The organism is Methylorubrum thiocyanatum, assembly GCA_014138645.1.
In the GTDB taxonomy this organism is placed as follows: Bacteria; Pseudomonadota; Alphaproteobacteria; order Rhizobiales; family Beijerinckiaceae; genus Methylobacterium; species Methylobacterium thiocyanatum.
In genome coordinates, this window is the sequence record JACJIB010000009.1 from 133,787 (window position 1) to 156,480 (window position 22,694).

Annotated in this window: 24 protein-coding genes; 12 read left to right on the top strand and 12 right to left on the bottom strand. The window is 70.8% G+C overall.

The window, feature by feature from the left end; translation table 11 throughout:
* Window positions 1–106 precede the first annotated feature (106 nt).
* The 4 genes from HNR51_RS22720 to HNR51_RS22735 all read right to left on the bottom strand — a co-directional run bounded on the left by HNR51_RS22720 (window position 107) and on the right by HNR51_RS22735 (window position 4,682).
* Window positions 107–1,189, bottom strand: a complete 1,083-nt coding sequence (locus tag HNR51_RS22720; protein WP_012452753.1) for an MlaD family protein — start codon at window positions 1,187–1,189, stop codon at window positions 107–109.
* Window positions 1,190–1,260: 71 nt separating this feature from the next.
* Complete coding sequence (locus HNR51_RS22725; protein ID WP_012452752.1) at window positions 1,261–2,097, bottom strand: ABC transporter ATP-binding protein; 837 nt, start codon at window positions 2,095–2,097, stop codon at window positions 1,261–1,263.
* A 34-nt stretch (window positions 2,098–2,131) separates the two neighbouring features.
* On the bottom strand, window positions 2,132–3,280 hold the full coding sequence (locus HNR51_RS22730) for an ABC transporter permease (RefSeq protein ID WP_182556438.1): 1,149 nt from the start codon (window positions 3,278–3,280) through the stop codon (window positions 2,132–2,134).
* Between the two features lie 196 nt (window positions 3,281–3,476).
* The gene (locus HNR51_RS22735; protein WP_182556439.1) at window positions 3,477–4,682 is read right to left on the bottom strand and encodes an MFS transporter; all 1,206 of its coding nucleotides are present in this window, start codon (window positions 4,680–4,682) and stop codon (window positions 3,477–3,479) included.
* A 165-nt stretch (window positions 4,683–4,847) separates the two neighbouring features.
* On the opposite strand from HNR51_RS22735, the gene HNR51_RS22740 reads away from it, so the two are divergent.
* A complete protein-coding gene (locus HNR51_RS22740) occupies window positions 4,848–6,167 on the top strand; it encodes a hypothetical protein (protein WP_182556440.1) in 1,320 nt (439 codons plus the stop codon).
* Between the two features lie 104 nt (window positions 6,168–6,271).
* The gene (locus HNR51_RS22745; RefSeq protein ID WP_182556441.1) at window positions 6,272–6,712 is read left to right on the top strand and encodes a DUF1489 family protein; all 441 of its coding nucleotides are present in this window, start codon (window positions 6,272–6,274) and stop codon (window positions 6,710–6,712) included.
* A gap of 66 nt (window positions 6,713–6,778) precedes the next feature.
* Here the strand turns inward: HNR51_RS22745 and HNR51_RS22750 are convergent, their stop codons facing one another.
* The gene (locus HNR51_RS22750) at window positions 6,779–7,006 is read right to left on the bottom strand and encodes a hypothetical protein (protein WP_012452747.1); all 228 of its coding nucleotides are present in this window, start codon (window positions 7,004–7,006) and stop codon (window positions 6,779–6,781) included.
* A 194-nt stretch (window positions 7,007–7,200) separates the two neighbouring features.
* The gene (locus tag HNR51_RS22755; protein ID WP_012452746.1) at window positions 7,201–7,410 is read right to left on the bottom strand and encodes a cold-shock protein; all 210 of its coding nucleotides are present in this window, start codon (window positions 7,408–7,410) and stop codon (window positions 7,201–7,203) included.
* Window positions 7,411–7,743: 333 nt separating this feature from the next.
* On the opposite strand from HNR51_RS22755, the gene HNR51_RS22760 reads away from it, so the two are divergent.
* The gene (locus HNR51_RS22760) at window positions 7,744–8,133 is read left to right on the top strand and encodes a hypothetical protein (RefSeq protein ID WP_012452745.1); all 390 of its coding nucleotides are present in this window, start codon (window positions 7,744–7,746) and stop codon (window positions 8,131–8,133) included.
* 35 nt (window positions 8,134–8,168) lie between these two features.
* Here HNR51_RS22760 and HNR51_RS22765 read toward each other — a convergent pair whose 3' ends face one another.
* A complete protein-coding gene (locus tag HNR51_RS22765; RefSeq protein WP_182556442.1) occupies window positions 8,169–8,603 on the bottom strand; it encodes a translation initiation factor 2 in 435 nt (144 codons plus the stop codon).
* Between the two features lie 176 nt (window positions 8,604–8,779).
* On the bottom strand, window positions 8,780–9,001 hold the full coding sequence (locus tag HNR51_RS22770; RefSeq protein ID WP_012452743.1) for a hypothetical protein: 222 nt from the start codon (window positions 8,999–9,001) through the stop codon (window positions 8,780–8,782).
* A gap of 173 nt (window positions 9,002–9,174) precedes the next feature.
* Here HNR51_RS22770 and HNR51_RS22775 point away from each other — a divergent pair, with 173 nt between their 5' ends.
* Complete coding sequence (locus HNR51_RS22775; protein ID WP_182556443.1) at window positions 9,175–9,753, top strand: type 1 glutamine amidotransferase domain-containing protein; 579 nt, start codon at window positions 9,175–9,177, stop codon at window positions 9,751–9,753.
* 95 nt (window positions 9,754–9,848) lie between these two features.
* On the opposite strand, the gene HNR51_RS22780 is transcribed toward HNR51_RS22775, so the two are convergent.
* A complete protein-coding gene (locus tag HNR51_RS22780) occupies window positions 9,849–10,148 on the bottom strand; it encodes a hypothetical protein (protein WP_182556444.1) in 300 nt (99 codons plus the stop codon).
* 137 nt (window positions 10,149–10,285) lie between these two features.
* Window positions 10,286–11,311 carry a TerC family protein gene (locus tag HNR51_RS22785; RefSeq protein ID WP_182556445.1) on the bottom strand — a complete coding sequence of 342 codons (1,026 nt, stop codon included), beginning with the start codon at window positions 11,309–11,311 and terminating at the stop codon, window positions 10,286–10,288.
* 314 nt (window positions 11,312–11,625) lie between these two features.
* Between HNR51_RS22785 and HNR51_RS22790 the strand changes: the two genes are divergently transcribed.
* Window positions 11,626–12,870: a TIGR03862 family flavoprotein gene (locus HNR51_RS22790; protein ID WP_182556446.1), complete on the top strand. Its 1,245-nt coding sequence runs from the start codon at window positions 11,626–11,628 to the stop codon at window positions 12,868–12,870.
* Between the two features lie 7 nt (window positions 12,871–12,877).
* Here HNR51_RS22790 and HNR51_RS22795 read toward each other — a convergent pair whose 3' ends face one another.
* Complete coding sequence (locus HNR51_RS22795; protein ID WP_182556447.1) at window positions 12,878–13,744, bottom strand: collagen-like protein; 867 nt, start codon at window positions 13,742–13,744, stop codon at window positions 12,878–12,880.
* A 335-nt stretch (window positions 13,745–14,079) separates the two neighbouring features.
* On the opposite strand from HNR51_RS22795, the gene HNR51_RS22800 reads away from it, so the two are divergent.
* The 7 genes from HNR51_RS22800 to HNR51_RS22830 all read left to right on the top strand — a co-directional run bounded on the left by HNR51_RS22800 (window position 14,080) and on the right by HNR51_RS22830 (window position 21,663).
* Window positions 14,080–14,520 (top strand): hypothetical protein, encoded by a 441-nt coding sequence (locus HNR51_RS22800; RefSeq protein ID WP_182556448.1) that lies wholly within the window; start codon window positions 14,080–14,082, stop codon window positions 14,518–14,520.
* A gap of 162 nt (window positions 14,521–14,682) precedes the next feature.
* Entirely contained in the window at window positions 14,683–16,215 is a 1,533-nt protein-coding gene (locus HNR51_RS22805; RefSeq protein ID WP_182556449.1) for a malonate--CoA ligase, read from the top strand.
* A gap of 243 nt (window positions 16,216–16,458) precedes the next feature.
* Window positions 16,459–17,925 (top strand): PAS domain S-box protein, encoded by a 1,467-nt coding sequence (locus tag HNR51_RS22810; RefSeq protein WP_182556450.1) that lies wholly within the window; start codon window positions 16,459–16,461, stop codon window positions 17,923–17,925.
* Window positions 17,926–18,073: 148 nt separating this feature from the next.
* Window positions 18,074–19,234 (top strand): YihY/virulence factor BrkB family protein, encoded by a 1,161-nt coding sequence (locus tag HNR51_RS22815; RefSeq protein ID WP_012452734.1) that lies wholly within the window; start codon window positions 18,074–18,076, stop codon window positions 19,232–19,234.
* 105 nt (window positions 19,235–19,339) lie between these two features.
* Window positions 19,340–19,756, top strand: coding sequence for a peptide-methionine (R)-S-oxide reductase MsrB (msrB, locus tag HNR51_RS22820; protein WP_152275914.1), 417 nt, complete (start codon window positions 19,340–19,342; stop codon window positions 19,754–19,756).
* Window positions 19,757–20,002: 246 nt separating this feature from the next.
* Entirely contained in the window at window positions 20,003–21,100 is a 1,098-nt protein-coding gene (locus HNR51_RS22825) for a CYTH domain-containing protein (RefSeq protein ID WP_063987190.1), read from the top strand.
* A 272-nt stretch (window positions 21,101–21,372) separates the two neighbouring features.
* Complete coding sequence (locus tag HNR51_RS22830) at window positions 21,373–21,663, top strand: hypothetical protein (RefSeq protein WP_012452731.1); 291 nt, start codon at window positions 21,373–21,375, stop codon at window positions 21,661–21,663.
* Here the strand turns inward: HNR51_RS22830 and HNR51_RS22835 are convergent.
* Window positions 21,639–22,616, bottom strand: coding sequence for a DMT family transporter (locus HNR51_RS22835; RefSeq protein ID WP_182556451.1), 978 nt, complete (start codon window positions 22,614–22,616; stop codon window positions 21,639–21,641). The genes HNR51_RS22830 and HNR51_RS22835 overlap by 25 nt on opposite strands.
* Window positions 22,617–22,694 lie beyond the last annotated feature (78 nt).

A 22,694-nucleotide genomic window follows, 5' to 3' on the forward strand; every position in this document is an offset into this window, starting at 1 on the left:
TCCATTCGCTATCGGGGAGACAGGCATCCCCTCTAGCATGCGGGAGCATACGCCAACGCCCAAGCTGTGCCGTGCGTGCCGACACATCGTCCTGAAACAGGGCGGCTCAGCGGCCACCGTTGTATTCCGGCAACGACGGCTTGCCGCCGAAGATCACCTGCGACGGGTCGCGTTCCAGGCTGCGGGCGGCCCGGCTGAGCGTATTCAGGGTCCGCTGGCCGTCGCTCGACAGGGCCTCGACCTCGCGGCGGCTCGTGCCCGACAGCCGGTTGAAGCTCGTCGAGATGTTGGCGGTGCGCTTGTCGAGGTTCTCCGAGAGGGTGCGGAACGCCTTGCCGGCGTCGCGCACGGAAATCGCCGCCTCGCGGATCTCGGCGAAGGTGCCCGCGCCCTGCTGGCCCGAGGCCGAGCCGAGGAAGCCCTCGGCGCCCTTCAGCACGCCGTCGATCCGGTCGGCGGAGGCGCTGAGCTTGGCCGCGAGTTCGCGGGCATCGTGGAGCCCGGCCTCGATGTCGGGGCTCGAATTGGCCAGCGCGGTGGAGAAGGTGTCGGCGTTCTCGATCACCCGGTTGAGGCGCTGGCCGTCGACCGACTTGACGAGCCCGGCGATCGAGGGGCCGGCCTCGGCCAGGGTCTTCGAGAAGGCCTCGACATTGGCGAGCGTGCGGTTGATCGCGCCCTCGTTGCCGGCCACCACCTTGTCGAGGCGCTGAAGCACGTCGTCGGCCCGCTGCGCGATCTGCTTGGCGGCGGCCATCATGTCCTGGATGTCGCTCGAATCGGCGAAGATCGTCGGCATCTTGTCGCCCGAGCCCGGCGTGAGGGCCGGCGCGTCGGCGCTGCCGCCGGAGAGCGCGATCTGCGACACGCCGGTCAGCATCGCGGAATCGAGCCGCGCCCGGGTGTCGGCGCGCAAGGGGGTCGAGGGATCGACCTGCACCACCGCGACGACGCGGCGGGGATCCTGCGGCAGCAGGCGCACGTCGAGGGCCTCGCCGACCTTGATGCCGTTGAACGACACGGTCGAGCCCTTGGCGAGGCCGCCGACCGAGCCGGAGAACACGATGCGGAGCGCCTGGGTCGCCTGACCGCGGGAGCCGCCCTGGAGCCAGAACACGAAGCCGAAGGCCGCCAGGACGACGCCGATGGTGAAGGCGCCGATCAGCACGTAGTTTGCGCGAGTCTCCATCGGCTCAGCTCTAATCCCGATCCGAGGGGGTGAAGCGGTGCGCAACCGCACCGGGGGCGATCATCGACGTCTCACGCATGCGCGAAGTCCGGCTGCGCGGCCTGGGACGGCTTGGACAGCGCACGGGCGCGCTTGCCGTGGAAGTACGAGCGCAGCCAGGGATGGTCGCTCGCCAGCATCTCTTCGATGGTGCCTTCCGCGATGATCCGGCCGTCGCCGAGCGCCGCGATCCGGTCGCAGGCGGTGTAGAGGCTGTCGAGATCGTGCGTCACCATGAAGACGGTGAGTCCGAGCGTCCGCTTCAGGGTCGAGACGAGGTCGTCGAACTCGCCCGCGCCGATCGGGTCGAGGCCCGAGGTCGGCTCGTCGAGGAACAGGATCTCGGGGTCGAGCGCCAGCGAGCGGGCCAGGGCCGCGCGCTTGATCATGCCGCCCGAGAGCTCCGAGGGGTACTTGTCGGCCGCATCCGGCTTGAGGCCGACCATCTCGATCTTGAGGCGGGCGAACTCGTCGAGCAGGCGCTCGGAGAGCTTGAGATGCTCGCGCATCGGCATCTGGATGTTCTGCTTGACGGTGAGGCCCGAGAACAGCGCACCCTGCTGGAACAGCACGCCCCAGCGCTGCTCGAGCTGGCGCCGCCGGGCGACCGTCAACCCGTCCACGTCCTCGCCGAAGATCTCGATGGTGCCGGAGCGCTTGGGCACCAGCCCGAGGATCGTGCGGGTCAGCACCGACTTGCCCTGTCCGGACGGGCCGACGAATCCCAGGATCTCGCCGCGGCGGATGTCGAGGTCGAGCCCCTTCATCACCGTGCGGTGGCCGAAGCCGACCACGAGGTCGCGCACGCGAATAATCGCGTCGCTTGCGCCGGGGTCCTGCCCGTTCGAGGAAAGGTGAGGGGTGGCCAAGGGGGCTGTCCGACCGTCGTTTGTCCGTATGAGGCTAGAAATCGATCGCGGCGAAGAAGACCGCGAACAGGCCATCGAGCACGATCACCATAAAGATTGACTTGACGACTGAGGCGGTGACGTGGCGACCGAGCGACTCGGCCGATCCCTCCACCGCGAACCCCTCGATCGTCGCGATGATGCCGATGGTCAGCGCCATGAACGGCGCCTTGATCAGCCCGACCGCGAAATGGTGGAACGACACCGCCGCCTGGAGCCGCGCCAGGAAGGCATCGACGGTCATGCCGCCGTAGATCGCCGCTGTGAGACCGCCGCCCGCGAGCGCCGCCAGCGAGCCGAGGAAGGCCAGGATCGGCAGGCCGATCACGAGGGCGAGGATGCGCGGCAGGATCAGGATCTCGATCGGGTCGAGGCCCATGACGCGCAGGGCATCGACCTCCTCGCGCATCCGCATCGAGCCGATCTCGGCGGTGAAGGCCGAGCCGGAGCGGCCCGCCACCATGATCGAGGTGAGCAGGACGCCGAGTTCGCGCAGGATCAGCAGGCCGATCAGGTTCACGACGAAGCTCTGCGCGCCGAAGCGCTGGAGCTGGAAGATGCCCTGCTGCGCGACGATGCCGCCGACGAGGAACGAGATCAGCACGATGATCGGCACGCCGCGCAGCGCCACCTGTTCGAGCTGGTTGACCAGCGCCGCCATGCGGAAGGTCTGCGGCCGGCGCGCGACCCGGCCGCCGGCGGCGACCACCTCGCCGAGGAAGGCGATGCCGGAGAGGATCTCGTTGCCGCCGCGCGCGACGCGCCGTCCGGTGCCGTCGAGGAGGCGCACCACGGGGTTGCGGCCGTCCCGCGGGGCGGGTTCGGGCTCGCGCAGGCCCATCTCGCCGAGAAGGATGCGGTGCTCGGGCCGGGCCCCTGCATAGGCGAGCCGCCCGCCCCCCGCCTCGATCTCGGCGCGGGTCCGTTCCAGCACCCAGGCGCCGAGGGTGTCGAGGCGCGCCAGTCCGCTGAGGTCGACCAGCACGGGCTGGCGCCGGCCCTGCGCGGCGATGCGCGCCGAGGCGCTCTCGACCGCCGGGCCCTGATCCGCGGTCCAGCGGCCGTGCAGGATCACGCGGCCGTCGCCTGCATCGAGGTCGGCGCCCGCGGTCTCCAAGGTGCTTGAGCCGTCTGCGATCCGCACGCGCCGCTCCCGCTTCCGCTCCGAAAATCTTGAAACGAAATTCTTACCAAGATGCGTCGAATCCGACCTATCGGGTTCGACGTCGCGGCCGGCGATAGGCCGCCTTTCGGGGCGCTGCCCGGCTGTCCCACTTTGCGCCCCGCCAAAGGGACGATCCCTTTGGGATTCCGTCCCGGGGTCGCGTGGGAAGCGTCGCCTATACCTTATGGGTCGAGCTGCTGCCAAATCGGCCGGGATCATGGATGCGTTGCGCCAGCGCGACGAGGCCGAGGCCGGCGAGCGCCAGCGGCGCCATCATCAGGAAGGTCGCGGGGCCACCGAGCGAGCGATAGACCACGCCGCAGGCCAATGTCGCCAGGGCCGAGACCAGGGCGGTCGAGGCGCCGACGGTGCCCTGCGCCCGGCCGCGGGCGCCCTCCGGCGCGAAGCCGGACACCGCCGCCATCACGCCGAGATGGGTCGCGCCGAAGGTGAGCCCGTGCAGCATCTGCAACGGCAGCAGCACGGCGAGATCGCCGTCCGCGAAGCTCAGGCCGAGGGCGCGCAGAAGGGCCGCGCCCGCGCCGAGGCCGAGCAGGCGGAACGGGCTGCGCCAGCGCGCGGGCCAGCGGCCGACCAGGGCGAACAGGGCGATCTCCGCCGCGACGCCGACGGCCCACAGCGTGCCGATCCAGGGGGGCGAGACGCCGTGCCGGGCCCAGTCGAGGCTGCCGAAGGCGTAGATCGCCGCATGGCTTGCCTGGATCAGCGCCGCCGCGGCGATGGAGAGCCACAACACCCGGGGCAGGGGCGGGGCGGTGCCCGCCTGCGCGGGCGGTGCGGCGGTCGGGGCGATCTCCCGGCCCGTGGCGGCGACGAGGGTCGCCGCGAGCGCGAGCCCGGTGAGCAGCAGCGGCACGGCCACTTGGTTGCCCAGCACCCCGAGGAGCGCCCCACCCGCGAGGTTGGCGGCGAGGAAGGCGACCGAGCCGCACAGCCGGATCCGGGCATAGTCGATCCGCTTCGAGCGGCGGGCGGCGGCGAGCGTCAGGTAGTCGATGCTCGGCACCAGCGGGGCTTGGGCCACGGCATTGACGACGATCAACAGGGCGAGCAGCACCGCTGCGAGCGCGGCCGCCGCCGGCATCAGGGCGTAGCTCACCGCGAGGGTGAGGCTGCCGACGACGAGCAGGGTGCGCGGGCGCACACCGCGGTCGATCAGCCCCATCAGCGGCCGGGTCGCGACGACCTTGGTGGCGATCGGCAGGGCCAGCAGCAGGCCGATCAGCCCGGCATCGAGCCCGAGCGCGCCGAGCCAGACGGGCATGAACGGCATGGCGATGCCGATCTCGACGAAGACCACGGCGTAGAGGAGGCCGAGCCGGATCGGATCGGGCTCGCCGGTCGGGGGAGTGGCTGTCACGGGATCGCGGCGCGGCGGGCCGCCCATTGATCGGCAGAAAACTTCGCGCGGCGGGGCGAAGCGCGAGGAAGCGTAAGCCGACGTTAAAGCGCGCCTGTCAATCTTGTCCTGACCGTCAAGGGTCGCGGCACGCCTCGCGGTGGGGCCGAGTCTGTGCGGGGTGTGATGTCGAGTTCCCGTTCCCTGACGCCTCTGGACGCGTCGCAATACGATGCCATCGAGGACGCCGTCCGCGAGACCGAGCGGGGCCGGTGGTTCCTGGCGGAATACGCCCGGCGCAACCGCAACGCCGACACGGAGGTGCTGCTGGACGCGATCCGGCGCATCGAGAACGTCGTCAGCACGACGGACCGGCCGGACGATGTCGGGCGCTTCCGCGGCGACCTGATGGAAATGGCCGACGCCATCGCCCGCACCCGCGCCGAGGTGGCTGCCCTCTCCGCGCCGGATCAGGGCGAAAGCCGGCTCACCGTCGCCTCCGAGGCCCTCGACGCCATCGTGCGCGCCACCGAGCGGGCGACCTCCGACATTCTGAGTGCGGCGGAAGAGGTGCAGGAGGCCGCCTGGACCCTGCGCGAGACCGGCGCCGATTCCGAGATGTGCGATGCCCTCGACCGGCACGCCACGCAGATCTACACCGCCTGCTCGTTCCAGGATCTCACGGCGCAGCGCACCAGCCGCGTCGTGCACACCCTGCGCTACCTCGAGAACCGCATCGCCTCGATGATCGGCATCTGGGGCAATCCCGACGACGCGGTGCCCTCGCTCGACGAAAGCGCCCGCGCGGAGGCCGCCGCCGCCCTCGACCAGAGCGACGTCGATCGCTTCCTCGACATGGAAGGTCCGGTCCCGGCGCCGGCCAGGCCCCCCCTGCCGCCGCTGCCGTCCGTGACGCTGGACGACGACCTCGCCTTCCTGCCGGACGCCCCCGAGCGGGACGAGCCGGTCCGCGCCGAGGAGGCGGTCGCGGTGTCCTCGCCCGCCATGCTCCTCGCCGCGGCGATCGCGGCGGATCTCGCGGCCCTGGAGAGGGCGTCGCAGGTGTCGGGATCGGACGCGGTCGAGGCCGTGGCCGAACCGATCGAGGCGATGGGATCGGAGGAGGCCGGGACCGTGTTCGAAGCCGCCTCCGGCGGCGAAGTGACCGCCGAGGCCGAAGAGGCTTTGGAACAGGCTTGGGAAGAGGCCCAGGTCGAAGAGGTCCCGGTCGAAGAGATCCCGGTCGAAGAGGCTCTGGAAACGGCCCCGGAAATCGACGGGGCTGAAGAGATCGAAGACGGCGCCGGGCGCGAAGAACCGGCGCAGGATGAGCCGTCCGACGCCGCCGCCGACGTCACCCTCCTGGCGGAGCCCGAAGCGACCATGCCGGTGGCCGAGCCCCTGGTCGTGGCGCCGGTCGCGCTGATCGACGAGGATGATCTCGCCCTGGCCTTCCCCGATCTCGACACCCTGAGCATCGAGGAGAAGATCGCGCTCTTCGCGTGACCGGGCCCCGCACCGCGGGAGCGGGGCGGTTCCTCGTGCCGCATCGGCGGCCGTGAAAACCGACGGCCCCTTTTTGCGGCCGATGCCGTATACGGGCCCGCGTCATGGCCCTGCATCTTCTGAAGCTATGCGTCGGCCCCTCCTCGATCGAGGAGTTGGAGGCGCGGATCGCCCATCACCGTGCCGAGGCTTCGCGCCTCGGTCAGGCGCCGGTGACGGCCCACGTCACCCGCATGTTCCCCAAGCGCGCCGCGGCCATCGCCGGCCAGGGCTCGATCTATTGGGTGATGAAGGGGGCGCTGACCTGCCGTCAGCCGATACGCGCCATCGAGCCGGTCACGGGGAGCGACGGCATCGATCGCTGCCGCCTCGTGCTCGATCCGGCGGTGACGCCTGTGGCGCCCCGTCCCTGCCGCCCGTTCCAGGGCTGGCGCTATCTGGAGGCCCGCGACGCGCCGGTCGATCTCGACCGGGCCAGTGCCGGCGAGGTCGCCGAGATGCCGGAGAGCCTGCGGCGGGAACTGGTGGCGCTGGGATTGATCTGAGGGCCGCACATCCGTCTCGGGACGGCGGCCGGGGGAGCCCCGCTCCGGAGGGGCGGGGCCGTTCGGTCAGGCCGCTTCCTTCAGCCGCACGGCGGCCGGGGTGATCCCCAGGCGGTCGGCGAGGTGCCAGCGCAGCTCGCGCGGCGAATGGTACTCGTAGGAAGGGTCGATGAGGTGGCTGAGGTCGGCCTGCGCGTTGCGCGCCTGCGTGTCGACCACGCTGTCCACCCGGAAGGTCGCCGCGTTGGTCACCGGCGATATGGCGCCCACGTGGCGCCGGAACTCGAACATCATTGTCGTTTTTGCTTTCTCGCCGGATCCCGCGCCACCTTGTCGGCGTGGCCGGCGTCGTTTCTGGTTGTTTTGGTCTCGGCGGCGCCCGCCGGGAGGCCTCCCCGGAAACGCGTTCCGGGAGCCCGTGGTCGGTGGGTGCCGCTTCGTTGTCAGATGGCGTCGTCGGACCGGCGCGAGGCCGGTCCCGGGGCAGCTCAGACGGCCTGCAGGTTGCCGGCCGCGTCCTTGCCGCTGCGCTTGTCGGTCAGAACCTCGTAGGAAATCTTCTGGCCCTCGACGAGATTGCGCAGACCGGCCCGCTCGACGGCGGAGATGTGGACGAACACGTCCTTGCCGCCGTTATCCGGCTGGATGAAGCCGTAGCCCTTGGTCTCGTTGAACCACTTAACAGTCCCAGTATCCACGAATAGTTCCTTCGTTCTTCACACAGCAAGCACGAGCATCTGCTCGAAGCGAGCACGTGGTAGCGTCCGCCGATTTTGCGGGATGACGGGCGGATCTGCGGATGATCGAAGCCATTCGCTTCGCCGCGCCCGTCACGACTACATGTAGGCCGCCGATGCGGCCTTAACAAGGCAGAACGGAAGGCTGCGGCCGCGTGGCTCTGCCCGGTGGGCTCGGCGCGAGCGTCGGAGTACTGCCTCCGCCACCCTGTGACAAAGCCCGGGGCCGGTGCATATATGGTCGTCAATCCAGGCGGTTACGCGACCGCCTCAGGCAGTGCAGTCAGGCGGTACATGGCGGGTATCTCGGTTTCCCTCGAAGGCGCGAACATCCAGCTTTCGTTCCAGAAGGACGACCAGTCGACGGCGGTGGTGATGGATGCCCGCGCCGCCCGCGCCCTCGTGCGGGCCGTGGGGCAGCTTCTCACCGCCATCGACGACGACGGCGAGGTCGATCTGCCCGACGAGAACGGCGACGAGGAAGTCGCCATGCTCGACGTGACGTCCTCGGCGATCGAGGTCGGCACCGACGAGCAGGGGCAGGCCGTGGTGGCGCTCCAGGCTGGCGCCCTCCCGCCGTTCCAGCTCCGCCTGACAGACGAGGAGGCCCGCCACGTGGCCACCAGCCTCAGCGAGATCCTGGCGGCGCCGCGGGACGTGCGCACCTCCCACGGCGGCCATTGAGGGCGGCGTGACGATCCTTGATCGTCTTTGCTCGATCAGACCTCGGGCTTGCCGCGGCGGCGGCGCGTGCGTTCCGCGCGCGGCAGGGCATCCGGCACCAGAGTGACGGCGACGGGATTGGGCGTGTGGTCCATGGCCGCACCGGTATAGGCATCGACGCCCATGCCGATGACGCCGCCCGCCAGGACATTGCCGGCAAACCCCGCGGCGCCGGTGCCGACCACCTTGGTCCGCACCGGGACCGTCTCCGGCCGGAAGCCCGGCTTGGTGAAGGTCGCGTCGAATTCCTCCGAGCGGGGCACGTCGAGCGAGCAGGGCGTGGCCGGGCAGAACCGGTTCGTGGTGGTGGCGACCGCCGCCCCGGGCGGTTCGGAGGTGAAGGCGATCAACTCGCTCGTGCCGCGCGTGACGCTTCCGCATGCGGCGACGCTCACCGCGACGAGCGCGGCGGCCAGACCCTGCTTGACCATGGTGTGATGTCCCCCAGCCGCCTCTCCGGGCGGCAGAACTGGTTGTTCAGCTGGCTTCGTCTCAACGCAAGCGTGCGGAGTTTCGAAAGTCGCTAGACGCCTGAACTGTCGGGGACTCGTGGCGTAAAAGTAACATAGGATGACGGCGCCCCGCTGAGGCGGGGCGCCGCTTCGGATCAGAGCCGGATGCCCGGATCGGTCGGCCCGCCGGGGAGATAGTCCGGCTCGGAGCCGGGGCCGCGCGGTTCGTCGACGCCCGGGTCGTCCACCGGATAGGGCGTGCGCGGACCGGTCGGCCCGATATCGGGCTGATCGTCGGGCTGCGGCGGCGGGGGAAGGTCGCCGGGGATCTGTCCGCCGGGGATGGGCTCGGGGGTCGGGATGCCGGGATTGGCCATGGGCCGCCTCCAGTTCTGTTGCGGGGAATGGCGGTCCAACACATCCCCTATCGTCCGGTTCCGTTCTTCGTTCGTCTCGCCGGTCGTCCTGGTGCGGCGCTGTGACGGCGTCCGGAACTGGATCCACCGCGACCCGTTGGCCGGGGAAATCCCCATCGCAACGGAGCAGACGCATGCCCGATATCCGCGAGGCCAAGATCCTCATCGTCGCCACCGACGGGTTCGAGGAGAGCGAACTGACGGTGCCGCAGGCCAAGCTGAAGGAGGCCGGCGCCCAGGTGAGCGTCGCCAGCCCGCAATCGCGCCAGTCCAAGGGCACGATTCGCGGCTGGGACAAGACCGACTGGGGCAAGGACGTCCCGGTCGATCTCGATCTCGAGAGCGTGAATCCCGCCGATTACGACGCGCTGGTCCTGCCCGGCGGGCAGATCAACCCGGACAAGCTGCGGCTCGAGCCGAAGGCGCTCGACGTGGTGCGCAGCTTCGTCACCTCCGGCAAGGTCGTGGCCGCGATCTGCCACGGGCCCTGGCTCCTGATCGAGGCCGGCGCCGCCAAGGGCCGCACCCTGACCTCGTTCGCCTCGATCAAGACCGACGTCATCAATGCCGGCGGCAACTGGCAGGACAAGGAGGTCGTCACCGATGGCGGCATCGTCACCAGCCGCAATCCCGGCGACCTCGACGCCTTCTGCGCCAAGATCGTCGAGGAGGTGAAGGAAGGCCGTCACGAGCCGCGCCAGCTCGCCGCCTGATCCGACTGGGCGCACCCGCACGGCAAAGCCGCCGGTCCCCAGGGCCGGCGGCTTTTTCCATGCGATGACGGGGATGGAGGGCGCTCAGCGCGTCCTCAACGCTTGGCAACCGCCTTCTGCAGCTTCGGCCGGTCCGAGGCGGCGCCGGCCATCAGCTTGGCGAGATGATCCTGGTCGAGGCCGCCGCCGAGGCTCGCCGGCATGATCGCCGCTTCCGCTGCACGGTCCGGCTTGCGGGCGGTGATGGAGCCGGTGGTGACGGGGTCGGCGAGTGCCGCCACGGGCAGGGCCGGAGCCGAGGGCTCCCGCTGGACCCGCATCGCCCAATGGGCGGCGGTGGAAAGGGCGGCGATGGCCAGGATCGCCTTGATGCCGCCGGTCAGGAAACGCCGCATGGTCGGGCCCGAATACGCTGGGAACGCAGCCGGTTCCCCGGCCTGTCCCCAGCATCGCGCAAGATCGTGAACGAACCCTCCGGCCCCCCGTGGGCGCGCCGTGCCGGATCGGGAAAGCGCGCTGCGCGGGGCCCGCCTCAGATGCGGTGGGCGACTTCCCCGCTCGCCTTCTGGTGCTCCGGCTCCGCCGCCTTGCGGGTGCGCCACAGGCTGTAGACGACGCCGAGGGTGAGCAGGACCAGGGTGACGACGAGCGACACCCACGGCGGCAGGTGGACGAGTTCGAGCGTGTCGGCGACGACGATCTTCGTTCCGATGAACAGCAGGATGAGGGCCAGCGCCGTCTTCAGGTAGGCGAAGCGGTCCACCATCGCCGCGAGGGCGAAGTAGAGCGCGCGAAGCCCGAGGATCGCGAAGATGTTCGACGTGTAGACGATGAACGGGTCGGTGGTGATGGCGAAGATCGCCGGCACGCTGTCGACGGCGAAGATCACGTCCGCGATGTTGACGAGCACCAGCGCCACGGCGAGCGGCGTCAGCCAGCGCACGGGCTTGCCCGTCTTCGGGTCGGGCTTGCGCACGATGAAGTGCTGCCCTTCCGGTTTCTCGGTGATGCGGACCCACTTCTTGAGCAGGCGCATGGAGGCGCTGTTCTTCACATCCTGCTCGTCCTCCTCCTTCGAGACGAGCATCTTGATGCCGACATAGATCAGGAAGGCGGCGAAGACCGAGAGAACCCAGTGCGCCTGCTGCACCAGGGCCGAGCCGAGCCCGATCATCAGGCCGCGCAGCAGCACCGCGGCGAGGATGCCCCAGACCAGAACCCGGTGCTGGGCCGCCCGCGGCACGCCGAGCGAGGTGAGGATCACCGCGATCACGAAGACGTTGTCCATCGACAGCGACTTCTCGATCACGAGGCCGGTCACGTATTCCTGGGCCGGGTCGAACCCGAGCATCCACCAGATCCAGCCGCCGAAGGCGAGGCCGAGGGTGAAGTAGAAGGCGGTGAGGAGCAGGCTCTCCTTCACGCCGATCTCGTGGTTCTTGTCGCGGTGGAGCAGGCCGAGATCGAAGGCGAGCAGGGCGGCCACGAGGGCGTGGAAGCCGAGCCACATCCAGACGGGCTTGCCGAGCCACTCGTGGGTGAGAAAATCCATCATCATCGCGCGGGACCGGATGCTTCGCTTTTGGGAGAGCATCGGCTCCGACATCGCGGAGGTGTCTGCCGCATCCCTCCCGAACGGGCCGCCGAGCCGGCGGACGATGGGCCTCACCGGAAAACCGGGGGCGTCGCGAGGAGCACGGTGCACGTTCCGCCAGAGGGGCCCGCAGCCGATGCCGCGCAGTTAGAGAGGAGATCGCGTCGAATCAAGGGCAGGGCGATTTTCATCCCGGATGATCACCCAGAAAGCGAACGCCGCTTTTCCCCGCCGGCTCCGCTTGACAGCGATGGCCTCTCTGGGCCCTGCCGCAGGCCATGGATGCGGATCGGGACAGCGTGATCGACATCGCCATCGTCGGCGGCGGGCCGGCGGGGCTCGCAGCGGCGGAGGTGCTGACCGGGGCGGGCCGTGCCGTCACGGTCTACGAGCGCATGCCGTCCGTCGGCCGCAAGCTGCTCATCGCCGGCCGCGGCGGGCTGAACCTCACCCATTCCGAGCCGCTGCCGGATTTCCTGGCGCGCTACGCGCCGGTCGATCCGCGCCTGCCGGCGGCCGTCGAGGCCTATCCGCCGGAGGCGTTGCGGGCGTGGTGCGAGGGACTGGGTCAGACGACCTTCGTCGGCTCGAGCGGCCGCGTCTTTCCCGAGAGCTTCAAGGCGTCCCCCCTGCTGCGCGCGTGGCTCGCCCGCCTCGACGCAGCGGGCGTCGCGATCCGCACCCGGCACCGGCTCGCCGCGCTCGGGGCGGGGGCCGAGGGAGCCTTGACCTTCGAGACACCGGAGGGCCCGCACATCGTCCGGCCGCGGGCGACCCTGCTCGCCCTGGGAGGTGCGAGCTGGCCGCGGCTCGGCTCGGACGGAGCCTGGGTGCCGCTGCTGGCCGAGCGAGGGGTCGCGGTGGCGCCCCTCAAACCGGCCAATGTCGGTTTCCATGTCGCGTGGTCGGCGCATTTCGCGCAGCGCTTCGCGGGCGAGCCGCTCAAGCGCCTCGCCGCGCGGATCGGCGGAGCGAGCGCCCGCGGCGAGGCCGTCGCGACGAGGGACGGGATCGAGGGCGGCGTGATCTACGCGCTGTCGCGGCCGATCCGCGAGGCGGTGGAGCGCCACGGCTTCGCCGAACTCATCCTCGACCTGCGCCCGGATCTCGATGCGGCTGCGCTCGCCGCGCGGCTGACCCGGAGCCGGCCCGGAGAGAGCCTGTCGACGCGCCTGCGCAAGGCTGCTGCCTTGAGCCCCGCCGCCATCGGCCTGTTGCGCGAGGCGCACGCCAACGCCCTGCCGACCGAGGCGACGGCGCTGGCGGCCGCGATCAAGGGCGCGCCGCTGCGGCTCCTGGCGCCGACGTCGATCGAGCGCGCGATCTCGACCGCGGGCGGCGTCGCCTTCAGCGAAGTCGACGCGCGCTTCATGCTGCGGGCGCGGCCCGGCACCTTCGCCGCCGGCGAGATGCTCGACTGGGAAGCGCCCACCGGCGGCTACCTGCTCCAGGCCGCCTTCGCCAGCGGCCGGGCCGCGGCGAAGGGGATGCTCGCCTGGCTCGAAGCCGCCGAGGCCGGGTGAGGCCCGCTCAGGGCCGGGCGCAGATGCCCACCATGCCGCCGGAGGGGCAGGAGGCCTTGGCCTCCCCGTCGAGCATCGCCGCAGCGCCCGTCTGACAGGTGGCCGAGGCCAGTACTTCGCCCGCATCGCAGCTCAGGGTGCAGCCCGTCTCCGGACAGGAGCGGGCCCGCACCACCCGGAACGGGGCCGCGACCGTCCCGGCCGCCTCGCCCTTCGCGCCCGGATCCCCCTTCGCGCCCGGATCCCCCTTGGGACCGGGATCCCCCTTGGCACCCCGCTCGCCTCTCGCGCCCGGTTCGCCTTTGGGGCCTTGATCGCCCTTGGCTCCGGGGAGTCCGGCCGTGCCGGCCTCTCCCTTCGGTCCCTGCTCGCCCTTGGGCCCCGCATCGCCTTTAGGACCGGGCGGTCCCTGAAGGCCGGCCGTGCCCTGCGGTCCGGCGGGGCCGGTCTCGCCCGCCTTGCCGGCCGGGCCCTCCGGCGCGCAATTGGCGACCACCGCCTCACGCTCATCCTCGCCGGCCTTGATCATCGCGACGCAGGTCGCGGGCCGGTAGGGCAGCCGGAACTCGAAGCGCCCGCGCCGGTCGGACAGGACCGAGATGTCGTCGTCGAGGATCACCGTGACCCCGCTCTTGCGCACGCTGCCGCTGATGCGCAGGTCGCCGCCCTCGATGCGCGCGTCCCAGACCTGGATCGGCTGGACCGACGGGCCCGCCTTCGTCCGGGCGCGGGCCTGACCCTGCGGCGCGGCGGTCGTGCCCTGGGCCGTGCCCTGGTCCTGCGCCGCAGCCGGTCCGGCAAGGGCGAGGCTCAGCGCGAACAGGAGCGCCGATCCGATCGGCTTGCGTCCTCCCAGGCTCTGCGTCGTCGGCATTCGCGCTCCTCCGATCGTGTCCCGCGCATCTGCCGGCGCGGCGGCGGCAAGGTTTCGGTTGCCGCTCAGCCAGGGTCAACCCCGCCTTTTCATCCCCATCCGTCCACAGCGGCTGTCCACAGGCCAAGACACGGGTGCGAAAGCCCGATCGCGACGTCGTCCACAGCCGTCGTCGGCCCGGCGCGAGGTCTGTCGGCCTCGTGTGGGGGCGGCCTCTCGAAAAGTGGAAGCCAGCGGCGGGCCGTTACCTTAAGAAGGCCGGCACAGCGCTTGATCCCGCGCCGGCCCGCAGGGGCGCGGTCGGGAGGTGCGCCCCTCCAGACCGGCTCCCTGCCATGCTTCGCCCGCTCCTCGCCGCCCTGTTCCTCCTATCCACCGCCGCCCAGGCCGACGAGTGCGACGCGCTCGCCGCCCGCATCGCCCAGGCCACGGGAGCGAAGAAGGTCGGCCGCCGGGTCGGCCCGAGCATCGACGTCCGGGCGGCGAGCGGGGTCAAGCTCGATCTCACCTGCCGCGCCCAGCCCATCGTCCAGGCCTCCTCGGGCGATCCCTCGCCCTCCGCCGAGTTCTTCCGCGAGCTGACGATCGCCTCGGAGCTCGTGGTCGGCGAACCGGCCGCAGTCGTGCAGCCGATCCTGGCGCGGGCCTACCAGACCGCGCTCCGCGAGGGCCGCAAGTCCTTCATCCAGCAGAACGGCTGGTCGGCGAGCTGCTACACCGACAGCGCGGGGGCGTTGCGCACCCTCTGCTCGGTCGGGCGCATCCCCACGGAATAGGACCGACGGCGGGCGCGGTCCGGCGATCGCTCGGCCCGTCTTCCGGATCGTCCTGAGGGCCTTCGCCGATCCTTCCCGCTTGAACGAAGCGCGCGCCCGCGCCAATGCGGAGGGAAAGGATCCGCTGCAAGGATCCGAGGACACTTGCTGAGGAAACGCGCGATGGCCGAAGCGACCGTCAACCACCTGTTCGGCCTCGTCCGCACCCATCTTCCGGCCGAGCCGGATGCCAAGGTCTTCATCGAGACGATCGAGGGCGCTCGCTACAGCTACGCCGACCTGCTCGCCCGCTCGGGCGCCTACGCGAACGCGCTGGTCGCGCTCGGGGTGAAGCCCGGTGACCGGGTCGCGGTGCAGGTCGAGAAGAGCGCCGAGGTGATCTTCCTCTATCTCGGTGCGGTGCGGGCGGGCGCGGTCTTCCTGCCGCTCAACACCGCCTATACCGGGCCGGAGATCGCCTACTTCCTCGGCGATGCCGAGCCGGCCCTGTTCGTCTGCGATCCGGCCCGCGAGGCCGACCTGTCGGCGGTCGCCGGGGAGGCCGGAGTGAAGCAGGTGCGCACCCTCGACGCATCGGGGCGCGGCAGCATGGCCGAAGCCGCCGACGCGGCGAGCGCGGACTTTACCGACGTGCCCCGCGGACCCGACGACCTCGCGGCGATCCTCTACACCTCGGGCACGACCGGGCGCTCCAAGGGCGCCATGCTGAGTCACGACAACCTCGCCTCGAACGCGCTGACGCTGGCCCAGTACTGGCACTTCACGGCCGACGACGTGCTGATCCACGCCCTGCCGGTGTTCCACACCCACGGCCTGTTCGTGGCCACCAACATCGTTCTGGCCACCGGCGGCACGATGCTGTTCCTGCCGCGGCTCGACGCGAAGAAGATCCTGGAGCTGATGCCGCGGGCGACGGCGATGATGGGGGTGCCGACCTTCTACACGCGGCTGCTCAAGGAGCCGGGCCTCACCCGCGAGGTGACGGCGCATATGCGCCTGTTCGTCTCGGGCTCGGCGCCGCTGCTCGCCGAGACCCACCGGGAATGGTCGCAGCGCACCGGCCACGCCATCCTCGAGCGCTACGGCATGACCGAGACCAACATGAACACCTCGAACCCCTACGAGGGCGCGCGGCGGGCCGGCACGGTCGGCTTTCCGCTGCCGGGGGTGAGCTTGCGTGTGGTCGAGCCCGAGACCGGAGCGCCGCTCGGTCCCGAGGAGGTCGGGATGATCGAGGTGAAGGGTCCCAACGTGTTCCAGGGCTACTGGCGCATGCCCGAAAAAACGGCCGCCGAGCTGAAGGTGGACGGGTTCTTCATCACCGGCGATCTCGGCAAGATCGACCGCGACGGCTACGTCCACATCGTCGGACGCGGCAAGGACCTCATCATCACCGGCGGCTACAACGTCTACCCGAAGGAGATCGAGTCGGAGATCGACGCGCTGCCCGGCGTCGTCGAATCCGCGGTGATCGGTCTCGCCCATCCCGATTTCGGCGAGGGCGTCACGGCGGTGGTGGTACCGGGCGAGGGGGCGCCCGACGAGGCGGCGGTCCTCGCCGCGCTCGAAGGGCGGCTCGCCAAGTACAAGTGCCCCAAGCGCGTGCTGTTCGCGAACGAATTGCCGCGCAACGCCATGGGCAAGGTCCAGAAGAATCTTTTGCGCGAGGCCCATTCCGATCTCTACCGGAGTTGAGCCCGCCGCCGGGGGGATCCGCGAGGTACGGCCGGAAGCGGCCGGAAACGCCGCCCCCGGAGCCTGCGTGAACCGGTGCGGCGGCGCCACCCCGCCCTGGTGCTCTCAAGCCTGTGATGCGATGCTTCGCGATACGGGTGCTAAGAGCGGGCTTTGATTCCGGGGGTGGACCGTCCCGGCGGCGCGCGCCGCCGCAAGCCTGCGGTGTGTGTCTCGAGTCAAACCGCGGAGTGTCGTTCGAACGTGACCAGCAGTACCGAGCAGGACCGGATCGATGCCGAGCTGGTCCGCGTCTCCGACAGCTCCGACCCGTTCGCCGCCGCCGTCAAGGCGACGCGGATGCCGATGCTCATCACCGACCCGTACGGTCCCGACAACCCGATCATCTTCGTCAACCACGCCTTCACCAAGCTCACCGGCTACAGCCGTGAGGAGATCCTCGGGCGGAACTGCCGCTTCCTCCAGGGGCCGGAGACCGACCCGCGCGACGTGAGCCGGATCCGCGACGCGATCGAGCGGCGGGTGCCGATCGAGATCGAGCTGCTCAACCACAAGAAGAACGGCGAGGTGTTCTGGAATCGCCTGCTGATCTCGCCGGTCTTCGACGACGAGGGGCGGCTCACCTACTTCTTCGCCTCGCAGTTCGACGTGACGCTGGAGCGCGACCGGATGGTCCGGCTGCAGCGCGACCGTGACGCCCTGGAGCAGGAGGTCGAGCGCCGCAACGACGACCTCACCCGCAGCGAGCACCGCCTCGAATTCATGCTCGCCGCCGGCCGGCTCGGCGCCTGGACCCTCGACCTCGCCGAACGCCGGCTCGTGGCATCCGACCTGTGCAAGCAGAATTTCGGGCGCCCGCTCGGTGAGCCCTTCACCTATGACGACCTCGTCGAGGCGGTGGTGCCGGAGGATCGCGAGCGGATGCAGGCGGCGATGCAGGCTGCGATCGACCGCCGGAGCGATTACGACGTCGAGCACCGCGTCTCGGCGCCCTGCGGCGAGGTGCGCTGGGTGCAGCTGCGCGGCCGGGCCTATTACCGGGCGGACGGCGCGCCGCTCTCCATGGCCGGCATCTCGCTCGACGTGACCGACCGCAAGCGGGCCGACGAGCAGCGCGCCCTGCTCGCCGCCGAGATGAAGCACCGGGTGAAGAACTCGATCGCGACGGTCCAGTCCATCGCCCACCAGACCCTGCGCAACGCCGCCTCCCTGGACGATGCGCGCCGGACGCTCGACGCCCGCCTCAACTCGCTTGCCACCGCCCACGACATCCTCACCTCGGAGGCGACCACGGGCGCCACGCTCGCCGAGGCAGTGGAGAGCGCCCTGCAGCCGTTCCGCGTCAGCCCACGCAACCGCATCCGGGTCGGCGGGCCGGAGGTGCGCCTGACGCCCCGCCTGACGCTCGCCGTGGTGATGGCGCTACACGAACTCGCCACCAACGCGGTGAAGTATGGCGGCCTCTCGAACGAGACCGGCCGGGTGATCCTCAACTGGGAGGTCGAGGGCGGAGCGCCCAGGCGCCTGACCATGCGCTGGGAGGAGCTGGACGGTCCCCCGGTCGAGAAGCCGTCGCGGGTCGGCTTCGGCACCCGCATGATCGAGCGGGTTCTGGCCGCCGAGTTCGGCGGCGAGGCCAAGATCGACTACCGCCCCCGCGGCCTCGTCCTGACCGTCGAGGCGCCGCTGCCGGAGCGCGAGGTCGGCTGAGGCGCAACGGTCGCCAGGGCCTTCTCCGGTCTCGGCTTTTCCTCTCGACTTTTCCTGGGGATGCGTCGGGTTCGAGGGAACGGCCAAGCCTGATCCGGGGTTGAACCGCGTCTCACACAAGGCGCGTGCGCGCGACCCCGCCCGGATCATGCCGTCCTCCCCCCAGACCCCGCCCCGCCTTCCCGCGGAGGGCACGGCCTCCGTGCTCTGGACCCTGATGATGGGAGCGGCGGTGATCGCACTCGCCGCCGCGCCCCGCCGCCGCCCCGAGGACGAGCCGGACCCGTCCGAGCCGCCCGACGCGAAGGCGCGCAACGGCGGCGCCCATTCCCATGAGGGCCGCTCCGCCCGCTGGGTGGCGGCGACGCAGGGCGACCGCGGGCGCGCCGCGGATCACCCCGGCGAGATCCCGTCCCCCGGCTGGTGGGACATCGCCACCCGCGTCTACCTCGAATTCAACAAGGACCGGGTGCTCTCGGTGGCGGCGGGCGTGACCTTCTACACCCTGCTCTCGCTGTTCCCGGCGATCGCCGCCCTCGTCACCTGCTATGGGCTGGTGGCCGATGTGAACACGATCAACGTCCATCTGTCGACGCTGCACGGGGTGCTGCCGGAGAGCGCCATCGACATCATCGGCGAGCAGGTAAAGCGCATTTCCGCCAAGGGCAGCGGCACCCTGGGTGTCACCTTCTTCACCAGCCTGACGCTCTCGCTGTGGAGCGCCAACGCCGCCATGAAGGCGATGTTCGATGCCCTCAACGTCGTCTACGAGGAGGAGGAGAAGCGCAATTTCTTCTGGCTCAACGTCCGCTCGCTGACCTTCACCGGGGGGGCGCTGCTGTTCATCATCCTGGCGCTGATGTCGATCGTCGTGCTGCCGGTGGTGTTCAACTTCCTCGGCCTGGGCGACGGCGCTCGCCTCATCGCCATGGCCCGCTGGCCGGTGCTGCTCCTCGTCCTGCTCGGGGGGCTCGCCGTGCTCTACCGCTACGGCCCCAGCCGGGAGCGGGCGCGCTGGCGCTGGGTCGGCGCCGGCAGCGTCGTGGCGGGCCTGCTCTGGCTCGCCGCCTCGATCCTGTTCTCCTGGTACGTCGCCAATTTCGGCAATTACAACGAGACCTACGGCTCGCTCGGCGCCGTGATCGGCTTCATGACCTGGATCTGGATCTCGGCCACGATCGTGCTGCTCGGCGGCGAGATCAACGCCGAGATCGAGCACCAGACCGCCCGCGATTCGACCACGAGCCCGCGCAAGCCCCTGGGCCAGCGCGGCGCGCGCATGGCCGACACGGTGGGCGCGGCGGCCTGAGGCACCCGCAACCTATCATCAGTTCTTGCGCGGCCACGTCGCACTCGTGACAAGCGGGGCCCGGCACCATCTTGCCGAACGAGAAGAGCACCGGAGGAACGCGACATGGCCGGATCCGACGTCATCGGCGGGGACACCGAGACCCGCACGGACGACGAGTGGCGCAGGGCACTGACGCCGGAGCAGTACCGCGTGCTGCGCGAGCACGGCACCGAGCGGGCCGGCACGAGCTGCCTCAACGCCGAGAAGCGCGCCGGCACCTTCTTCTGCGCCGGCTGCGGCGCCCCGCTCTTCGAGAGCGGCACCAAGTATGAGTCCGGCAGCGGCTGGCCGAGCTTCTTCGCGCCGCTGGAAGGCGCGGTGGAGACGCAGGTGGACCGCAGCCACTGGATGACCCGCACCGAGGTGCATTGCGCCCGCTGCAAGGGGCATCTCGGCCACGTCTTCGAGGACGGGCCGGCCCCGACGGGCCTGCGCTACTGCATGAACGGCGTCGCCCTCGACTTCGAACCCGCGACCTGAATCACGCTGCGAGCCCGACAATTCCACGCCTTTTCGGCCTCCAGGGTTGCGGCGTGGTTGTTTCGGGCTCAACACTTCGTCATGAAGGTCCGAGTGAAGAACAGGTTAACGCCCCGGTCTTCGTGACCCGCCCGTCCTCGAGGCGGGGTGTCGCCGGTCTCCTGCGGGACCGGCCTCGCGTCCGAAGGCCGAGCGTCCGGGGGCGAACTCCCGGAACGGGGCATCCCGACCCGCGGAGGGAAGTGTATGAGTGTCGTTCGCCGGTTTCTCGTGGCGCCCTCTCTGGTCCGCCTGCTGCGGAAGGAGCGGGGCGGATCCCGCGTCACCGAGGGCTACTTCGCGCCGCAGGCCGGGCGGACCTCGTTCGTGCGCCTGCAGGGCACCAACTGCTTCCTCGTGCTGATGACCGGCGTCGAGGGCGCGATGGCCGAGGAGCGCACCGAGGTGCCGCGCGCCCACGGCGACGCGCTGCTCGACGTCTGCGCCGGCCGTGCGGTCTACGAGCGCACGACGGTCTCGATCGGCGGCTCGGTCGAGGCCCTCGTCGACCGCTACGTGCGCCCGTCGGGCCTCGACATCGTCAGCCTCGTCTTCCCCGATGCCGGTGCTGCCCAGAGCTTCACGCCGCCGGTCTGGTTCGGCGCCGAGGTGACCGCCGACAAGGCCTATGACGGCCAGGCGATCGCGCTCACCGGCATTCCGAGCCCCGGCGAGATCCCGCTGAGCAACGCCGCCCTCGACGCGGTGCTCGACCTGATCGAGCCGCGCTTCGGCTCCAATCGCCCGCCCTTCATGCCGTCGAAGCCGACGACACCGCAGCGGGACTCGTCCCCGTCGTCGCGTCCGTTCGAGGCGCCCAAGCCCGCCCCGGTTCCCGAGGCGCTCCTGGCCGCCGCCGTGGCGGAGCCGTCGACGCCGCCGGAGTCCAAGCCGGAGGAGCAGCCTCAGGCCGCCGAAGAGCCTCTCCCGGCTGCGGCCGCAGCGGAAGAGCCGGCCGCCGAGGCGCCGCAGCCCGAGGAGCCACGGACGGAGGAACCGGTCGAGGCTGCGCCGCCCGAACCCGCCGCCCCGGCCGAGGCGTCGGCACCGGAGGAGCAGCCCCAGCCCGTGGAAGCCGCCAAGCCGGAGGAGGCTCAGGCTGCCGAGACCGCCGAGGCGCCGAAGGCCGATGGCGAGTCCGGTGAGCGGCTGCCGCCGGACGCGCGCATCGACGACGTGATCGAGAGCCTCTCGAAGGCGCTCGGCGCCGCGATCCGCAACCCGCAGGAGACGGGTCGCGACGAGGAGGTGACCGAAGCGTTCGAGCGCTGGCAGGTCCGCCCCCGCCGCACGCAGCAGACCTGACCCTCGGCGACGAGGGACCGACGGTACGCAACGACGCCGGCTCCCGCGAGGGGCCGGCGTTTTCCTTGCGCGTCAGCGCCGCGGCGGCCGATTTCGAGGGAACAAGGCTGTCCCGTCGCGACGGGGAGCCCGGCGGCGCTTCGCTCGCAGGTTGTGGATCGCCGGCCGGCGCGCCGGAACCGGAAAGGGCAAAGCTTCGTTGGCTGGCCATCGGTGGCGGTCCGCCTCGGACGCACCGGTCAAGTCTTCATCGCCAATGAGGAAATGCCGCCATGAGACGTCTTGCCATCGCCGCTGCAGGGCTGATGCTCTGCCTCCTGCCCATCGCCGGTGAGGCTCAGGCTCAAGGCATTCCCGGCGGCATGCGCCGCGGTGCGGCCGAGGGCGATCGCGTCGCCGGTCCGATCGGCGGGATCGTGGGTGGTGCCGTCGGCGGCGCGGTGGGCGGCGTCAACGGCGCCCTCGGCATCGATCCCGGCCGGCGCGCCTACCGCACCCGGATGCGCTCGAACCGCCATTACCACCACCGCTCCCACCATCAGCGCCGCCATCGCCACCGCTGAGCCGGCGCGGCCGTCCGCGGCGGGGATACCTCGTTCCGCCGCGGAGGCCGGCGCATCAGGGCATCCTCGGCCAGCAGCGCGAGGCCCGAGGCGACGATGATGCCGGCGCCGAGCATCGTCCAGGCGCTCGGCACGTCGCCGAACAGCAGGTAGCCCAGCAGCACCGACCACAGGATCTGCGTGTAGATGAAGGGCGCGAGCAGGCTCGCCGGCGCCCGCGCATGGGCCAGCACCAGCAGCCAGTGCCCGATGGTGCCGAACAGCCCCACCGCGATCAGCAGCGCCCAGACCGTCCCCGAGGCCGGCGCCGTCCAGATCCAGGGCAGGAGCGGGCTCATCACCGCGAGCCCGCCGAGGCCGGTATAGAACACCGTCGTGGCGGTCGAATCGTAGGCCGCGAGCTTGCGCGTGACGATCACGTAGACGGCGTAACAGAGCATCGCGCCGAGGCTGAACAGGATCGCGGGCTTGGCCATCAGCGCGTCCGGCCGCACGATGACGAGGACGCCGACGAAGCCCGCCGCCACCGCCGCGAGCCGCATCCGCGACGACCACTCGCCGAGCAGCGGCCCGGCCAGCAGCGCCACGGTGAGCGGCGCGGCGAACTGGATCGAGATCGTCTCTGCCAGTTGGAGCGAGCGAAGCGCCAGGAAGTTGCAGGCGGTGGAGCCGAACAGCAGAAGCGAGCGCAGGATCTGCAGCGGTAGGCGCCGGGAGCGGGCGACGCCCGGCCGCGTCACCGGGTTGAGGAAGGCGCTCACCAGCGCGACGTTGACCGCATAGCGCATGAAGGTGGTGAGCAGCGGATCGACGCCCGTCCCCGCCAGCACCTTGCCCGTGGCGTCGAGGCTCGCGAAGAAGACCGGTGCCACGCACATCAGGGCAATGCCGGCAAGTCGCCGCGGATTGCGGGCGGTCGCTCGCCCCGCCTCGCCGGCCTGTTTGGCGGACACGTCTCTCTCCCGGTTGCCGTCCGGACCGAGGCCGTAGACCAACCCGGCGGCGCGCGCATCCCGGATCGGCGCGGGTCT

Coding starts and splice junctions, on each gene's coding strand:
- HNR51_RS22720 (WP_012452753.1), bottom strand. CDS start 1,189: ATGGAGACTCGCGCAAACTACGTGCTGATCGGCGCCTTCACCATCGGC.
- HNR51_RS22740 (WP_182556440.1), top strand. CDS start 4,848: ATGTCGAGTTCCCGTTCCCTGACGCCTCTGGACGCGTCGCAATACGAT.
- HNR51_RS22745 (WP_182556441.1), top strand. CDS start 6,272: ATGGCCCTGCATCTTCTGAAGCTATGCGTCGGCCCCTCCTCGATCGAG.
- HNR51_RS22750 (WP_012452747.1), bottom strand. CDS start 7,006: ATGATGTTCGAGTTCCGGCGCCACGTGGGCGCCATATCGCCGGTGACC.
- HNR51_RS22760 (WP_012452745.1), top strand. CDS start 7,744: ATGGCGGGTATCTCGGTTTCCCTCGAAGGCGCGAACATCCAGCTTTCG.
- HNR51_RS22765 (WP_182556442.1), bottom strand. CDS start 8,603: ATGGTCAAGCAGGGTCTGGCCGCCGCGCTCGTCGCGGTGAGCGTCGCC.
- HNR51_RS22770 (WP_012452743.1), bottom strand. CDS start 9,001: ATGGCCAATCCCGGCATCCCGACCCCCGAGCCCATCCCCGGCGGACAG.
- HNR51_RS22775 (WP_182556443.1), top strand. CDS start 9,175: ATGCCCGATATCCGCGAGGCCAAGATCCTCATCGTCGCCACCGACGGG.
- HNR51_RS22780 (WP_182556444.1), bottom strand. CDS start 10,148: ATGCGGCGTTTCCTGACCGGCGGCATCAAGGCGATCCTGGCCATCGCC.
- HNR51_RS22785 (WP_182556445.1), bottom strand. CDS start 11,311: ATGATGATGGATTTTCTCACCCACGAGTGGCTCGGCAAGCCCGTCTGG.
- HNR51_RS22790 (WP_182556446.1), top strand. CDS start 11,626: ATGGATGCGGATCGGGACAGCGTGATCGACATCGCCATCGTCGGCGGC.
- HNR51_RS22795 (WP_182556447.1), bottom strand. CDS start 13,744: ATGCCGACGACGCAGAGCCTGGGAGGACGCAAGCCGATCGGATCGGCG.
- HNR51_RS22800 (WP_182556448.1), top strand. CDS start 14,080: ATGCTTCGCCCGCTCCTCGCCGCCCTGTTCCTCCTATCCACCGCCGCC.
- HNR51_RS22805 (WP_182556449.1), top strand. CDS start 14,683: ATGGCCGAAGCGACCGTCAACCACCTGTTCGGCCTCGTCCGCACCCAT.
- HNR51_RS22815 (WP_012452734.1), top strand. CDS start 18,074: ATGCCGTCCTCCCCCCAGACCCCGCCCCGCCTTCCCGCGGAGGGCACG.
- msrB (WP_152275914.1), top strand. CDS start 19,340: ATGGCCGGATCCGACGTCATCGGCGGGGACACCGAGACCCGCACGGAC.
- HNR51_RS22825 (WP_063987190.1), top strand. CDS start 20,003: ATGAGTGTCGTTCGCCGGTTTCTCGTGGCGCCCTCTCTGGTCCGCCTG.
- HNR51_RS22830 (WP_012452731.1), top strand. CDS start 21,373: ATGAGACGTCTTGCCATCGCCGCTGCAGGGCTGATGCTCTGCCTCCTG.